Below are 16178 nucleotides of genomic sequence, written 5' to 3'. Positions count from 1 at the left end.
ATAAAATCTTTAATTAAAAATAAAACAAAGATAACTAATGCTAAAACTGTGAATCTTCTCAAACGGGTATTACTTAAAAAATTCTCATACATTTTATAGCCTCTTTTCAAAAAAACTTCTGAAAATAATATACCATTAAAAATCCTTTTCGGCTTCTAATATACTTCTTTAAAGACAAATTTTTTTCACTAAAAAATAAACCCTTGACTATTAGAATATTTCTAACAAACAAGGGTTTATTTATTCGAATGATTTTTAATTATTCAGCCAGTTTTCAGGCTCTTTGCGCCATTTTTTTAATAATTCAAGTTGCTCATGATTGATATAGTCTTCTTTCAACGCAGCTTCAATCAAGGTAGAATAATTTGTTAAAGTTATTAATGGCATCGCTGCTGCCTCAAAATTATTTTTTCCTTTAGCCAACTCGTAAGTAAAGATTGCTGCGACGCCTAAAACGTCTGCTCCTTCACGCGTTGCCGCTTCGGCTGCTTCCAATACGCTTCCGCCAGTTGAAATTAAATCCTCGATCACAACCATTTTCTGCCCTTCTGTAATCCGACCTTCAATTTGATTGCCGCGGCCGTGATCTTTGGCTTTGCTGCGGATGTAAACCATTGGCAGATCAAGAATTTCTGCAACCCAAGCTGCATGGGGAATTCCTGCTGTTGCTGTTCCAGCAATAACCTGTATATTTGGGAATTCTTCTTTAATTTTCGCAGCTAGCCCTTGTGCAATTGCGCGACGAACTTCTGGATAGCTCATGGTTACTCGATTGTCACAGTAAATCGGTGACTTCAAGCCGCTAGCCCACGTAAATGGTTCATCAGGACTCAAGGAAACTGCTTCAATTGATAATAAATCTTTAGCGATTTGTTCTGCGATCATTTATGCTTCACCGTTCCATTCTTGTTTGATTTGTAAATAGCTCTGGTAAGGGTCCTCTGCTTGAGTGATAGGTCTTCCAACTACGATATAATTTGAACCAATTTCACGCGCTTTTGCAGGAGTCATTACGCGCTTTTGGTCCCCTACGCTAGTGCCCTGTGGCCGAATTCCTGGTGTTAGGCAGATAAACTGTTGATTGGTTTTCCCATGGATTTTTTTCACTTCATGCGCTGAGCACACGACCCCATCCAATCCTGCTTTTTCTGCACATTCCGCGTAATGAAGAACGCTCTCTTGCAGACTAACGCTGATCAATTGATCTTCATGCATTTGTTCTTCACTAGTAGAGGTTAACTGCGTCACCGCAATCAGCTCAGGTACTGCTTGATTTTCTTTTGTTCCCTCTGACAACCCTTGTTTCGCCGCGCGCATCATTTCTACGCCTCCAGCTGCATGAACATTTGTAATTTTGACCCCCATTTTAGCAATACCACGCATCGCTTTTTGGACCGTATTTGGAATGTCATGCAATTTTAGATCAAGAAATATATCATGCCCTTGTGAACGTAATTCGTGAACGATCGTTGGCCCTTCTTGATAAAAAAGTTCCATACCGATCTTTGCAAATAGTTTTTCATCCTTTGGAAAATGCGTTAAAAAAGCATCAATTTCGTGTTTTGAAGCAAAATCAAAAGCGATAATTGGTCTTTTCTCCATTAGAAACCTCCTCGAACTTCTTGCCGTAACTGTTCCAATGAGTCGATGCCTAGCTCTGCCATCCGAATTGGCAGCTCTTTAATCAATTTTGGGCAAATATAGGGATCGGTGAAGTTCGCTGTTCCAACTGCAACAGCACTAGCTCCAGCCATATACATTTCCAGCACATCGTCTACGGTTTGAACCCCGCCCATTCCGATGATCGGCAGTTCACTGATTGCAGCTACCTGATTGATTAATCGAATCGCAACTGGTTTGATTGCTGGACCAGATAGTCCGCCAGTACGATTTGCTAAGATAGGTTGACGCGTCTTCAAGTCAATCCGCATACCTAATAAGGTGTTGATCATGGTAAAGCCATCTGCTCCACCCTTTTCGATTGCCTTGGCAATTGGCACGATATCCGTAACGTTTGGACTTAATTTGACGTAAATAGGCACACTAGCGACTTCTTTGACTGCCTTCGTCAAACGATAGGCGACTTCTGGATCAGTTCCAAAAGCGATCCCGCCGTGTTTAACGTTTGGACAAGAAATATTCAATTCGATTGCTTTAACATTCGGCGCATCGCCTATTTTAGCGCATACTTCCACATAGTCTTCCTCGCAAGCCCCGGCTACATTTGCAATGATAGGAAGTTCTGCATATTTTTCTAAATCGGGTAAAATATCTTTCAACACGACTTCCATACCCGGATTTTGTAATCCAATCGCATTCAACATCCCGCTGGTTGTTTCAGCCACACGAGGCGTTGCATTTCCAAAGCGTTGTTTAGGTGTGGTCGCTTTAATCATGATGGCTCCTAGCTGGTTCAAGTCATAGTAGTCCGCGTACTCTTTGCCGAAGCCGAAACAGCCACTTGCTGGCATAATAGGATTTTTCAAGTCTAATCCAGGTAATTTTACTGCAATACTCATTAAAAAATGACCTCCCCTGCTTTGAAAACGGGCCCGTCTTCACATACTTTAACACTTTTATTTTCATCCTCAGGAACATGACAGACACAGGCGTAACAGGCTCCCATTCCGCATGCCATCCGAGATTCTAATGAAAGCTGAACATTCTCCACTTCGGAGTAAAGTTGTTCGACTGTTTTCAATAAGCCGTTATTTCCACAAGCAAAGACCGCATCTGGCTGCTCTTTTTCTGACAACAGTAGATTTCCTACATTCCCCTGAATACCAAATGTGCCATCGTCCGTAGAAAAATGTGTTTCCCCTAATTCTTGGAACTCTTCAGCAAAATAAACCACTTCTTGTGTTCCGAAACCGAGAAAATGAATGACTCGAACCCCTTTTGCCGTCAACTCTTTCGAGAGCTGGTACAACGGCGGAACGCCGATTCCTCCTCCGACAACAAACGCGGTATCTCCAGCATTTAGATCATTGATTTCAAAGCCATGCCCAAGCGGACCCATAACATCTAGCTTCATGCCAACAGCCATTTCAGAAAAATATTTTGTACCGTCACCTTCAACACGATAAATGATTGTGCATGTTCCTTTTTCTGAATCATACTGATTGATACTAATAGGTCGACGCAATAGTAAATCACTTCTCGGCACACGAATATGCAAGAACTGACCAGGCATCGCCATCTCTTTGACTAATTCTCCTGCTAAAACCAGCTCATAGATTCTCGGTGCTAATTCTTGTTGACGAACGATCGTCATCATTTCCTGCTTCATAATGGCCTCCCTATAAATCGGCAGAGTGAAGCCATGCCCCACTCTGCAAGAATTAAATTTCTTGGATTGAAAATGCGCGTGATTCCATCACTCGTAAAATAGCATCTGCTGTATCTAGGGAGGTGAACAATGGAACTCCGTGCTCCACAGCCTCCCGACGAATGATGAAGCCGTCCTCTGATGCATTTTGTCGATTCTTGTCCATCGTATTGATGACTACCTGTGCTTCCCCGGTGCGAATTAAATCAATCACATTGTGTTCGTCTGATTCTGATATTTTAGCGATCGTCTTAGCGTTCAGCCCATTCTCAGCTAGGAATTTTGCTGTTCCGGCTGTTGCAATCAAGCTATAACCAACATCCTTGAACCGTTTTGCTAATTCTAAGGCTTCAACTTTGTTCTCGTCTGCGACAGTGAACAGGACAGCCCCAAAATCTGGCAAGTGCAGACCAGATGCTGCGAAAGCTTTGTAGAGTGCTTTGGCTAGACTGCGATCAGACCCCATCACTTCTCCTGTTGACTTCATTTCAGGGCCTAAGTAAGTATCAACCTTTTGCAACTTCGTGAAGCTGAAAACGGGTGCTTTCACATGGACCATGCTGCTTTCAGGATACAGTCCATCTTCGTATCCTAATTCCTTCAAACTCTGTCCTAAAATAGCTTTTGTTGCAATTTGAGCCATTGGGATATTCGTGATTTTGCTCAAGAACGGCACCGTACGGCTAGCCCGAGGGTTTACTTCGATGACGAAGACCTCATCGTTGTGAATAACGAATTGAATATTCATCATTCCAATACAGTTCATACCTAATGCCAAGCGTCGTGTATATTCCTCGATTGTCGCTTTTAGCTCTTTAGAGAAGGTTTGTGGCGGATAAACAGCCATCGAATCTCCCGAATGGACTCCAGCTCGTTCGATGTGTTCCATAATTCCTGGGATCAAAACCGTTTCACCGTCACAGATCGCATCAACTTCGCACTCTTTACCAATCAAATAACGATCGACTAAAACCGGATGTTCAGGAGAAGCCTTTACTGCATGCGCCATGTAATCTTCCAAATCCGATTGATTTTCAACGATCTCCATCGCCCGACCGCCTAGGACATAACTTGGACGGACCAATACCGGATAACCAATTTTTTCAGCAATTATCACCGCTTCTTCAGCACTTGTCGCTGTATCCCCTGGTGGTTGTGGGATCGATAAACTTTGTAAGACTTGTTCAAATTGATCACGATCTTCCGCTCGGTCTAGATCCTCGATCGTTGTTCCTAGAATTTTCACACCATTTTTAACTAAAGGCTCTGCTAAGTTGATTGCAGTTTGTCCGCCAAATTGTACGATAACACCGATCGGCTGCTCTAACTCCACTACGTTCATCACATCTTCCAGAGTCAATGGCTCAAAGTAGAGCTTATCTGAAACAGAGAAATCTGTGGATACTGTTTCTGGGTTACTATTCATGATGATTGCTTCGTAGCCCGCCGCTTGGATTGCTTTTACCGAGTGAACCGTTGCATAGTCAAATTCTACTCCCTGTCCGATACGGATGGGCCCCGAACCAAGAACTAAAACAGATTCCTTTTCTGAGCGGACACTTTCATTTTCAAACTCATATGTGCTGTAGAAATAAGGAGTCTGAGATTCAAACTCCGCTGCGCAGGTATCAACCATTTTATATACAGGAAGGATTTTTTCTGCAGTTCGAAATTTCCGAACGTCACTTGCGGTCATATCCCAAAGTTGGGCGATCTTTATATCCGCAAAGCCATTTTGTTTGGCTTTTTTTAGTAGGTCGACATCTTTTTTATTCTGTGAGAGGGCGTTTTCTAATTCCACCACATGAAGTAATTTATCTAAGAAAAACAAGTCTACTTTTGTCAGCTCATTGATTTCTTCGATTGAGTAGCCACGTCGAATTGCTTCTGTTAGATAAAACAGACGATCATCCTGAGCTTTGACCATTTTTTCTGTCAGCTCATCATCTGTCACTTCACTTAACTCAGGTAATTCTGCATGGTATGTTCCAATTTCAAGCGAACGGACAGCTTTCAGTAGAGATTCTTCGATGTTACGACCGATCGCCATCACTTCGCCGGTTGCTTTCATCTGTGTGCCAAGCACTCGTTCGCCGCTTTCAAATTTGTCGAAAGGCCAGCGGGGGATTTTGGCTACCACATAGTCTAAGGCAGGTTCAAATTCCGCGTATGTCGTTTCGGTAACTGGATTTTTCATTTCATCCAGTGTTAATCCTACTGCGATTTTTGCAGCGAGCTTCGCGATTGGATAACCTGTAGCTTTACTTGCTAAGGCTGATGATCGAGACACGCGGGGATTCACTTCGATTACATAATAATTAAAACTGTGAGGATCGAGTGCTAGTTGAACGTTGCATCCGCCTTCGATTTTTAAAGCTCGGATAATTGATAATGATGCGTCTCGCAACATCTGATATTCATAGTCAGACAACGTTTGACTGGGGGCAAATACGATGGAATCACCTGTATGAATACCAACCGGGTCGAAATTCTCCATGTTACATACTACGATTGCGTTATCAGACGAATCTCTCATTACTTCGTATTCGATTTCCTTAAAGCCGGCAATCGATTTTTCTATTAAACATTGAGTTGCTGGAGAAAGCTTAAGGCCATTTTCTGCAACTGTCCGAAGCTCATCCTCATTGTCACACATGCCGCCGCCAGTTCCGCCCAATGTAAAGGCTGGACGGACGATGATAGGATAACCAATCGTGTTGGCAAAAACGACCGCCTCTTCGACAGTGTTGACAATCTCTGATTCAGGGATTGGCTGGTTCAGCTCTTCCATTAATTGCTTAAATAAGTCACGGTCTTCAGCTTGGTCGATTGCTGACAATTTTGTTCCTAGCAGTTCAATCTTCAACTCATCTAAGATGCCTGAGTCGGCGAGCTCCATTGCCATATTTAAGCCTGTTTGTCCGCCAAGTGTTGGCAGAATCGCATCAGGCAGTTCTTTACGTAAAATGCGGGAGACAAATTCTAAAGTAATTGGTTCAATATAAACGCTATCCGCGATTTCTTTATCCGTCATGATCGTTGCTGGATTCGAGTTGACCAAGACAACTTCGTACCCTTCTTCTTTTAGTGCCAAGCAAGCTTGTGTGCCGGCGTAATCAAATTCCGCGGCTTGTCCGATCACGATTGGTCCAGAACCAATCACCATGATCTTATTAATATCTGTTCGTTTTGGCATTTATGCTTGCTCCTTCCATGCATCCATCATTTCCATAAATTCATCAAATAAATGTACACCGTCGTGTGGACCGGGCGCAGCGTCTGGATGGTATTGAACGCTAAAAGCTGGATAGTTGCGGTGACGAACACCCTCGATCGTCCCATCATTGACTTCCACATGGGTAACCATTAATTTTTCAGGGTCGATCGTTTTTTCATCTACTGCAAATCCGTGATTTTGAGAAGTGAAGTCGATTCGTCCAGTCGCGATTTCTCTTACAGGATGATTTAATCCGCGATGACCGAACTTCATCTTATACGTATCCGCACCGTTTGCTAATGAGAATAGCTGATGTCCGAGGCAAATTCCGAAAATAGGCACTTTTCCTTGAATTTGTTTGATCATCTCTATTGCCTCAGGGACGTCTTTAGGGTCTCCTGGTCCGTTCGTCAGCATGACACCGTCTGGGCAAAGATCCAAGATCGTCTGTGCATCCGTGTTATAGGGCATTACTGTTAAATTGCATTCTCGGCGTGACAATTCTCTCAAGATACTATGCTTCAATCCAAAATCAATGACCACAACGTTGCGGCCGACACCAGGACTTGGATAAGGTGTGACTGTTGAAACCTGTGCAACTTGATTCGTTGGTAAGACTGTTGCTTTTAGTTGATCAAAGGAGTGTTCCAATTGATCGGCTGGGTCAACGATACTGCCTTTCATTGTTCCAACATTGCGCAATTTCTTTGTTAACGCTCGTGTATCGATACCTGCAATGCCAGGAATTCCTTTACGTTTCAAAAATTCGTCTAGCGTCATTTGTTTCCGCCAATTACTGGCTAATCGCGCATGTTCCTTTACAATCACGCCTTTGCAGGTTGGTGCGATTGATTCATAATCATCACGGTTTACACCATAATTTCCTACCATAGGATAGGTAAACGTAATGATTTGTCCGTTGAAACTTTGATCGGTGATTGTTTCCTGATACCCTGTCATACTAGTGGTGAAGACGACTTCGCCTACGACATTGGCTTCCGCACCAAATCCTTCACCTTCGAATACTGTACCGTCTTCTAAAATTAAAAGTCTTTTCAACGTTTTAGTCCTCCTTGTTGTATACCAACTGACCATCCACGAAGGTCATCAGTGTTGCACCCTTGACCGGCCAGCCAGTGAAAGGGGTGTTCACTCCTAGTGATGCAAATTTTTTGTCATCGATTTCTTCTTCATGACTTAGATCAAATATCGCGATATCTGCTGGTTGTCCGATGTTTAGTGTACCTGCAGTCATTCCAAATATCTCAGCCGGTTTGACTGCCATCCAATTGATCACTTGTTCCAATGTAAAGCGTCCTGTTTCAACAAAGTGTGTGTAAATTAATTGGAAGGCTGTCTCGCTGCCGACAATCCCGAATGGTGCTTTCAAGAAGCTTTGATTTTTCTCTTCAAATCCGTGTGGTGCGTGATCCGTGGCGATACAATCGATTGTTCCGTCAAGTAAGCCTTCAATAAGAGCTTCACGATCGTCTACACCTCGCAATGGTGGGTTCATCTTCCAATACCCGTGGTCCTCAGGGATATTCTCATCGATTAAGATCAAGTGGTGAGGAGAAACTTCCGCTGTTACATGAACGCCTGCTTTTTTGGCATCGCGAATTACGCGGACACTTTCTTTTGTTGACACATGGCAGACATGGTAATGCACACCGGTTTCTTCCGCCAAAATCAAATCTCTGGCAATTTGAGAAGATTCGGTGGCGCTTAGTATTCCTGGTAGATCTAATTTTTCACTGATATCTCCTTTGTGCATCACACCACCGAACAACAGAGATTCGTCCTCAGTGTGTGCAACTAGCGCCATGTTGTTGGCTGCGGCTTCTTTCATAGCTAAGTACATTGTACCCGCTGTCTGAACCCCCACACCGTCATTAGTAAAGGCAAAAGCGCCAGCAGCCTTCAGCCCCTTTTGATCCGTCAGCTTCTCACTGCGAAGCTCCTCGGTAATCGGCGCATATTGAAGGACTTTAACCACCGCATCTTTTTCAATAATCGCTAATACTTCATTGAATTTTTCTACCGTATCTGGGACAGGATTCAAATTAGGCATCGCACAGACTGTTGTGTATCCACCTCGAGCAGCTGATTTTGAACCATCCTTGATTGTCTCCTTATACGTAAAGCCAGGTTCTCGTAAATGAACATGTACATCAACTAAGCCTGGTGTAATTAATTGATTGTTTGCATCGTACTCTTGATCAAACGTGATTTCTGAAAAGTCTTTTCCGATACCCGAGATGATACCATTCTCTAACCAAAGATCGCATGCCATCATTTGATTGTCTTTCGTTACGATTTTTCCATTTTTAATTAATGTTTTCATAGTCTCTGCCCCTTTACGATTTTCCTCTTAGTACTGCCTCTAAAATAGCCATACGAATAAACACACCATTCGTCATTTGCGGAACGATTCGCGATTGCAAACTTTCTACTAAGCTATCCGCAATTTCAACGTCACGATTGACTGGTGCAGGATGCATAATGATTGCTCGGTTCTTTAAACGTCCTCCACGCTCAATCGTTAATCCGTATTTTTCGTGATACTCTTCTTTAGAAAAACTTTCTTGCCCGTCGTGCCGTTCGTGCTGTACCCGTAGAAGCATCATGACATCTACCTCAGGAACAAGCTCATCTAACGGTCGATAGGTGCCGTACACATCAAAGCTCTCGTCATACCATTCCTCTGGACCAGAGAAAAAGACCTCTGCACCTAGCCGCTTTAGCATTTGCATGTTTGATTTGGCAACTCGAGAATGGGTGATATCTCCAGCAATTGCTACTTTCAATCCGTTGAATCGTCCAAATTCTTGGTAAATCGTCATCAAGTCAAGTAAGCACTGTGTCGGATGCTGTCCGCTGCCGTCGCCCCCATTGACGATGGAGCATTGGATCGTTTTGCTTTGGATGAGCTCATCATAATAATTTTCATCCCCATGGCGAATGACCGCCACGTCAACACCCAATGCGGACATTGTTAAAACTGTGTCGTATAATGTTTCCCCTTTTTGAACAGAGCTGGTTTTGGCATCAAAGTCAATGACATCCAGTCCGAGTTTTTTCTCTGCCACTTCAAAACTCTTATGCGTCCGTGTGCTATTTTCAAAGAAAAGATTAGAGACAAAGTATTGATCCTTATGGGGTGTCCATCGTGCGCCTTGCTTGAACTGCTGTGCTCGGTGAATCAGACCCATCACCTCTTGGTCAGTGAGCGCTTCGACCGTCAATAAATGCTTCAGACTAATTTCCTCAGACTGGATGATCATGAATTTTCCTCCTTTAATTCCTAAGTAACGTGCGTTGATTCTTTATTTTTCACTTCGTGCCTGATCCGGTAAGATCAGGTTCAAGATAATTCCTAAGACTGTTGCAAGAGCCATTGCTGACAAAGTGAAGGTTCCCGCCTCGAAGACCAATCCGCCAATCCCGATAACTAAAATCGTTGAGGCAATCAGCAAATTTTTCTTACGGTCAAAATCGATTTTATTCTCAATTAGTATCTTCAATCCACTTGCAGCAATAACTCCAAACAAGATGAAACTGATTCCTGAAATAACTGGTCCAGGAATACTTAATATCAACGCACTCAGTTTTCCTACAAATCCTAGTAAGACTGCGAACACGGCTGCGCCTCCGATGACGAAGACACTGTGGACTCGAGTGATCGCAAGCACACCGATATTTTCTCCATAGCTTGTTACTGGAGGACCGCCAACAAACCCCGCAACGATTTGGGCCAATCCATCTCCCATCAATGTGCGATCCAGACCCGGATCATCAAAGAAATTTCGTTTGGTCAATTTATTCAGTACCATTAAGTGACCGATATGTTCTGTCATGGTTACAAAGGCGATTGGTGCCATCGTGGTTATCGCGTTGATATACAATTTGGGCTGATAGCTGACAAAAGGCACACTGAAAGCCGGCATCGCCAACCACTTTGCGTCAATAATCGGTTGGTAATCAATGATGCCGAAAATCATAGCTGTGATGTATCCCCCGATGATACCCAGAAGGATCGGAATCAAGCCTAGAAATCCTGTAAAGAACATGTTGAAGAATATTGTCAAAGCTAGAGTGATCAAGGCCACCATCACGTATTTAAAACTGTATACCCCGTTATTGTACATAGCGTTTTGTGCAGCATTGCTGGCTAACCCTAAACCGATGACCATTACAACAGGACCTACAACAATCGGCGGCAAAATTTTATCCAACCAGCCAGAACCGATTTTTCTTATAATGAAGGAAACGATCAGGTAAACCAATCCGCAGGTCAATGCACCTTGTGCTACTGCCGGATATCCATCACTTTTCATCAGTAATTTCATCGCCGCAATAAAGGCAAAGCTGCTGCCTAGATAAGCAGGGATTTTTCCTTTTGTCACTGTTAGATAGACTATCGTTCCTAATCCTGAACTTACCAACGCGATGCTAGGGTTGATTCCAACCAAAATCGGTACTAGAACCGTTGCGCCGAACATTGTGAATAAATGCTGAATACTTAACCCGACCCAGTGCCCCGCACTTGGACGGTCGTGAATATCTAATACAACGTCATCATTGTGAAACTCTTGCATGAAAACTTCCTCTTTCTAGTGTCTAACCTGTAATTTTAATCTTCTTCTTTTTGAATCAAAATACGATCCTGTCCGTCATTCTCTTCCATTTCAACGATAATTTCTTCCGTTAAAGCGGTAGGAATATTCTTTCCGACATAATCAGCTCGAATCGGTAATTCGCGATGCCCTCGGTCTACTAAGACTGCCAATGAGATCCGGTTAGGACGTCCCAAATCAATAACTGCATCCAGTGCTGCCCGAATTGTTCTGCCGGTGAACAATACGTCGTCAACTAAGATGACTTCTTTTCCTTCAATCGAGAATGGAATATCTGAAGAATGCAATTCTGGTTCATCTTCTTGCGCTTTTTTGTCGTCACGATATAACGTGATATCTAGTTCGCCGACAGGCACTTCGATATGCTCTAATTGTTTCAACCGTTCAGCAATACGCTGAGCAATAAAGATTCCTCTAGTTTTAATCCCAATCAAGACGATATCTTGAACCCCTTTGTTGCGTTCGATGATCTCATACGTGATTCGAGTTAACGCGCGTTTCATTGTTACTTCATCTACAACCTCTTTTTTGTACATCCTGTTTCCTCCTTATTTTTACAATAAAAAACTCCTACCCGTAATTAGGTAGGAGGAATGTTATCGACTTCGTCAAAATGATAGTGTTCACCTAGGCGCACCTAGTTCAAACGACTATCTACTTCCTTCTTAGCCTCACGGGACTACTCTTAAAGGATCTCTATTCAGTTATTTATTTCTTACTACAGACACTATACTATTCCTCATTTGAGAAATCAATCTTTTTCTTGTAACTGTTTCAAAGTTTTTTTGAAAATCTCAGGAAGCGGTGCCTCAAAAACCATGTTTTCACCTGTTGTAGGATGTTCAAACCCTAACAATTTAGCATGCAAGAACTGACCGTTGCCTTTTAATGTCTTTTTCGGTCCATATAATGGATCTCCAGCAACAGGATAACCAATATAATTCATATGAACACGAATTTGATGCGTACGTCCAGTTTCCAGTTGCAGTTCAATCAAAGTATACCCTTCAAATCGTTTTAAAACCTCAAAATGGGTAACTGCGGATTTGCCTCCCTCAATCACCGCCTGCATTTTGCGATTCACCTTTGAACGACCAATAGGTGCTTCAATTCGCCCTTTTTCGTGAGGAATCTCGCCGTGGACTAGCGCGACATATTTTCTTAAAGATGTTTTATCCTTTAATTGTTGAGCTAAAGATTCATGGGCACGATCGTTCTTCGCCACCATTAGTAATCCAGAAGTATCCTTGTCGATACGGTGGACGATCCCTGGACGAACAACATCATTGATCGTAGAAAGGTTTTTGATTTGATATAGCAGCCCATTAACCAGTGTGCCGTTAGGATGGCCTGCCGAAGGATGAACCACCATGCCTTGTGGTTTATTCACCACGACGACATCTTCATCTTCATAAACGATTTCCAGATTCATATTTTCAGGTACAAGGTCTAAGGTTTCAGGCACAGGGATTTCAATCAATACGTGATCCCCAGCACTGACTTTGTAATTCGCTTTGATGACTTTTCCGTCGATCGACACATGCTGCTCTTTGATCCATTGCTGAATCTGCGACCGTGAGTAATCAGTCAATCGTTCGTTCAACACCTTATCAATTCGGCCCTTTTCTTCTTTAACAATAACTTCGATTTGATTATCCATTTTTCTTATCTCTCTCATCTATTAAAATATAAATAAAAATCATGATTACGCCGACGACCAATGCCATATCAGCGATATTAAAAATTGGAAAGTTAATAAAATCCAAACGGAACATATCTACGACATATCCCAAGCGAAAACGATCAATAAAATTCCCAATAGCTCCGGCTAAAAAGAAACTCAATCCGAAAGTAAGCCACTTGCTTTCATTTAAATGCTTCACTAAATAATAGAGAACGGCAATTACTGCAACGATTGTGATTACAATAAAAAATAGTTGCTGTCCTTCAAATAAACTAAACGCGCCTCCTGTATTTCGTATGTGCGTTAAAGATAACACATTAGGAATGATGGTTTGACTGTCTCCAAAGTTAAACTGAGTTACGATCCACCACTTGAACCATTGATCCAGCGCGATGATTCCCGCGCTGATTAATAAGTAAATAACTAACAAGCCTATTGCTCCCCTTCTTGTATATAAATATCACGTGGACGGATGATTCCCAAGAGATTGCCATCAGAATTTCCATTTTTCGTGATTAAAATTGCTTCTAAAAGGCCTTCTGTATGAAACATTTTTTCCACTTCAGAAACTTTTGTGTCACCAGAAACGAACTTAAAATTGGATCGTTTGCCATTTCCCAACAATAGATCCTCAGCTACTCGTCCCTCAAGTGATAACGATCCATTTAAGCTAGCTTGAGCAAAATAGAATCCAATGGTCCGAAGTGTGATCAGCCCCATAAATTCTCCTTTATCATACACTGGGAATTGAGAAAATCGTTTCTCAGTGATGATTTTCATGATCTCTTTAAGTGGAAGATTTCGTTCAAATCCCGTAACATTTTTTTCGAAGCGCGGTAAAACTTTTTCAGGACGCAAGAGATTTTCTTCGATTTGCTTAATACGTGTGACCGCCCATTCATTTGGTTCTGCAATGACAAAGTCATCTGCGACCTGGTCATGAACGATGGCATTACGCAGCTGTGCCAATTGAAGCAAATCATTCTCACTGTCTCCTATCAAATTGTCATGACGCTTTGACAGCCGGCGCACCGCTTCGCTGAAACCCATATTTGCCGGATTTCCTAATTGTCGTTTCAATTCCTTTTCAATCCGATTGAAGGTACTCAAAAAGATCTCTGCTCGTTCGCCCATTCAGCTGCTCCTTTTCTTTTAAAAATCCGATAGCTCCAGTATAAGTGAAAAAATGTCCATTGGAAAGTCTGAGGCATAAGAAATCAAGAATGTTCTTTTAACACAGTTTAGGGTATCCATACTTTAGTCTCGAATTCTGTGAACCTGCAAATAAGGTCAGACAAGTAGTTGTAAAGAGCACCGGTCATCAAAAGATACTTATTTAAACATACGAAAAGCAACTTCAGTATTTTGAAAGGACTGAGGTTGCTTTGATAAAAAAATTTTTATTAGGATTGATGCAATACAGACTGTATGATCGTTATACCATTCGCCAGTTCCTCTTGAGAAATTGTTAAAGGCGGTAATAGGCGTAAAACATTTTTCCCCGCTTTAATTGCTAGCAGGTTTTGCTTCTTTAATTCTTGTATTGCCCACTGCAGTGTTTCAGTAGAATCAAGCTCAATGCCTACCATTAAGCCTTTCCCACGTATGTCGAGTACCTTGCTCGAATGCTCTTTCATCGAACACAATGCTTCCATCAAGAAATTGCCCTTTTCCGCTACTGAATTTAAAAAGTTGGGTTGATCAATTTCCGACACAACTGCATTTGCGACGTTCATGGCTAGATTATTTCCGCCAAACGTTGTCCCATGAGAACCCGGGCCAAAAGCTGTGCCAAGTGTTGCTTTTCCTAACATTGCACCTACAGGGATCCCATTGGCTAAGGCTTTGGCAATAGTGATGATATCTGGTTCAATCTGATACTGTTCAAACGCGAAAAAGGTTCCTGTTCTCCCCATCCCTGTTTGAATCTCATCAATGATCAATAGGCTACCGTTTTCTTTGCACAGACGCTCTACAGCTTGCAACCATTTTTCCTCAGCTGGTACAATGCCTCCTTCACCTTGGATAACCTCTAGCATGACTGCGGCAACATTTTCGTTCAAGTGTTCTTTTAAGGGCTCAAGCTGATTGTAAGGAAGATAATTAAAACCTTCAACGATCGGAAAAAAACCTTCTTGTAACGCCGGTTGACCTGTCGCGCTCAATGCACCGTATGTACGGCCGTGGAAAGACTGCTCAAAACTTAAAATATTCGGTCGTCCTGTCGCTTTTCTAGCCAATTTGATCGCTGCTTCATTTGCCTCAGTTCCACTATTGCAGAAAAAGGCTAAGTAATCTTTTTCTGCTGTCAGCTTTTCAGCAAGAGATTCTTGTAAATTGCTGGAATAGAGATTAGAGCTATGCCAAATCTTATCCGCCTGATCCGCCAGCGCCTTTGTGACTACCGGATGCTTATGACCAAGATTGCTGACGGCGATACCACTCATAAAATCTAAATACCTGTTTCCTTGTTGATCGTACACGTAACTGCCTGAGCCATCAACAAGATCAATTGAATCACGAGCGTAGTTGGGAAACAAATGACTCATGCAAAAACCTCCTCCTTTGTGATCACTGTACCGTCCTTTTCGATGCAGTTTGTAATATGAACTTTTGATACACCATTTTCAAGAGCATTAATAGCACTCTCAAGTTTAGGGATCATTCCGCCTGAAATGACTTTTTCTATCTTTAATTGTTCAATATCAGAAACAAATAGTTTTTCAAGCCATTGATCAGAGTACTTCACACCTGGAACATCCGTTAATAGAAAGAGTGCATCAGCACCAATTGCTTCTGCGATCTTGCATGCAGTATCATCCGCATTAACATTCAACCATTGCCCACCAACTGTCATCCCTAACGGAGCGATAATCGGAATATAATTTTTGTTAAGGACGTTCTCGACAGAAGCAGGATTGACATCCGTAATTTCACCGACATAGCCTAGCTTTTCATAATCGATAACTTGCCCTTGAATCAAATTATCACAAGAAGCGTTGAGTCCAATCGTAGCAAATCCATTCTGCTGGAACAAAGTCGTAATAGCTGGCTGTACTTGACCAATCAAGACCATTTGAGTCACTTTTAGCGCCTGTTCCGTAGTAACCCGTAAACCATCTTTGATCAATACAGGAATATTTAAGCGCTCCATCATTTCTGTGATGTAATAGCCGCCACCATGAACAATGATGATCTCATGCCCTTGTGTCTCCCACTGCCGAATCTGTTTAAAAAAATCGGTCGTTAGATTATCACTGGCGACACCGCCAATCTTTACGACAATTTTACTCATTCTACTCGCTCCTTTAT

The 16178-nt window shown here is 42.3% G+C and carries 15 protein-coding genes; all 15 read right to left on the bottom strand.

Features of this window, described 5'->3' with window-relative positions; all coding sequences use genetic code 11:
• Nucleotides 1–255: 255 nt before the first annotated feature.
• The 15 genes from pyrE to argB all read right to left on the bottom strand — a co-directional run bounded on the left by pyrE (nucleotide 256) and on the right by argB (nucleotide 16161).
• Nucleotides 256–885 (bottom strand): orotate phosphoribosyltransferase, encoded by a 630-nt coding sequence (gene pyrE, locus A5868_RS08240; protein WP_087654146.1) that lies wholly within the window; start codon nucleotides 883–885, stop codon nucleotides 256–258.
• Nucleotides 886–1602, bottom strand: a complete 717-nt coding sequence (pyrF, locus tag A5868_RS08235) for an orotidine-5'-phosphate decarboxylase (protein WP_087654145.1) — start codon at nucleotides 1600–1602, stop codon at nucleotides 886–888.
• Nucleotides 1602–2519 (bottom strand): dihydroorotate dehydrogenase, encoded by a 918-nt coding sequence (locus A5868_RS08230; RefSeq protein ID WP_010780773.1) that lies wholly within the window; start codon nucleotides 2517–2519, stop codon nucleotides 1602–1604. The genes pyrF and A5868_RS08230 overlap by 1 nt, the downstream gene beginning before the upstream one ends.
• On the bottom strand, nucleotides 2519–3289 hold the full coding sequence (locus A5868_RS08225; RefSeq protein ID WP_086303805.1) for a dihydroorotate dehydrogenase electron transfer subunit: 771 nt from the start codon (nucleotides 3287–3289) through the stop codon (nucleotides 2519–2521). Before A5868_RS08225 ends, A5868_RS08230 begins: the two co-directional genes overlap by 1 nt.
• A gap of 52 nt (nucleotides 3290–3341) precedes the next feature.
• A complete protein-coding gene (gene carB / locus A5868_RS08220) occupies nucleotides 3342–6524 on the bottom strand; it encodes a carbamoyl-phosphate synthase large subunit (protein WP_086303806.1) in 3183 nt (1060 codons plus the stop codon).
• The gene (locus tag A5868_RS08215; RefSeq protein WP_010780776.1) at nucleotides 6525–7604 is read right to left on the bottom strand and encodes a carbamoyl phosphate synthase small subunit; all 1080 of its coding nucleotides are present in this window, start codon (nucleotides 7602–7604) and stop codon (nucleotides 6525–6527) included.
• 4 nt (nucleotides 7605–7608) lie between these two features.
• Nucleotides 7609–8889 carry a dihydroorotase gene (locus A5868_RS08210; protein ID WP_086303807.1) on the bottom strand — a complete coding sequence of 427 codons (1281 nt, stop codon included), beginning with the start codon at nucleotides 8887–8889 and terminating at the stop codon, nucleotides 7609–7611.
• Nucleotides 8890–8902: 13 nt separating this feature from the next.
• Complete coding sequence (locus A5868_RS08205) at nucleotides 8903–9829, bottom strand: aspartate carbamoyltransferase catalytic subunit (protein WP_010780778.1); 927 nt, start codon at nucleotides 9827–9829, stop codon at nucleotides 8903–8905.
• Between the two features lie 42 nt (nucleotides 9830–9871).
• Nucleotides 9872–11143 carry a solute carrier family 23 protein gene (locus A5868_RS08200; RefSeq protein ID WP_086303808.1) on the bottom strand — a complete coding sequence of 424 codons (1272 nt, stop codon included), beginning with the start codon at nucleotides 11141–11143 and terminating at the stop codon, nucleotides 9872–9874.
• A 35-nt stretch (nucleotides 11144–11178) separates the two neighbouring features.
• The gene (gene pyrR, locus A5868_RS08195; protein WP_086303809.1) at nucleotides 11179–11718 is read right to left on the bottom strand and encodes a bifunctional pyr operon transcriptional regulator/uracil phosphoribosyltransferase PyrR; all 540 of its coding nucleotides are present in this window, start codon (nucleotides 11716–11718) and stop codon (nucleotides 11179–11181) included.
• Nucleotides 11719–11933: 215 nt separating this feature from the next.
• Nucleotides 11934–12842, bottom strand: a complete 909-nt coding sequence (locus A5868_RS08190; protein WP_010780781.1) for an RluA family pseudouridine synthase — start codon at nucleotides 12840–12842, stop codon at nucleotides 11934–11936.
• Nucleotides 12835–13296: a signal peptidase II gene (gene lspA, locus A5868_RS08185; protein ID WP_010780782.1), complete on the bottom strand. Its 462-nt coding sequence runs from the start codon at nucleotides 13294–13296 to the stop codon at nucleotides 12835–12837. The genes A5868_RS08190 and lspA overlap by 8 nt, the downstream gene beginning before the upstream one ends.
• A 2-nt stretch (nucleotides 13297–13298) precedes the next feature.
• Complete coding sequence (locus tag A5868_RS08180) at nucleotides 13299–14000, bottom strand: CBS domain-containing protein (RefSeq protein ID WP_086303810.1); 702 nt, start codon at nucleotides 13998–14000, stop codon at nucleotides 13299–13301.
• Nucleotides 14001–14269: 269 nt separating this feature from the next.
• Complete coding sequence (locus A5868_RS08175; RefSeq protein ID WP_086303811.1) at nucleotides 14270–15415, bottom strand: acetylornithine transaminase; 1146 nt, start codon at nucleotides 15413–15415, stop codon at nucleotides 14270–14272.
• On the bottom strand, nucleotides 15412–16161 hold the full coding sequence (gene argB / locus A5868_RS08170) for an acetylglutamate kinase (protein ID WP_086303812.1): 750 nt from the start codon (nucleotides 16159–16161) through the stop codon (nucleotides 15412–15414). The genes A5868_RS08175 and argB overlap by 4 nt, the downstream gene beginning before the upstream one ends.
• Between the last annotated feature and the right edge of the window lie 17 nt (nucleotides 16162–16178).

It is taken from the genome of Enterococcus sp. 12F9_DIV0723 (genome assembly GCF_002174375.1).
Lineage (GTDB): Bacteria > Bacillota > Bacilli > Lactobacillales > Enterococcaceae > Enterococcus_A > Enterococcus_A gilvus.
This window is presented reverse-complemented; position numbering and strand designations above follow the sequence as displayed.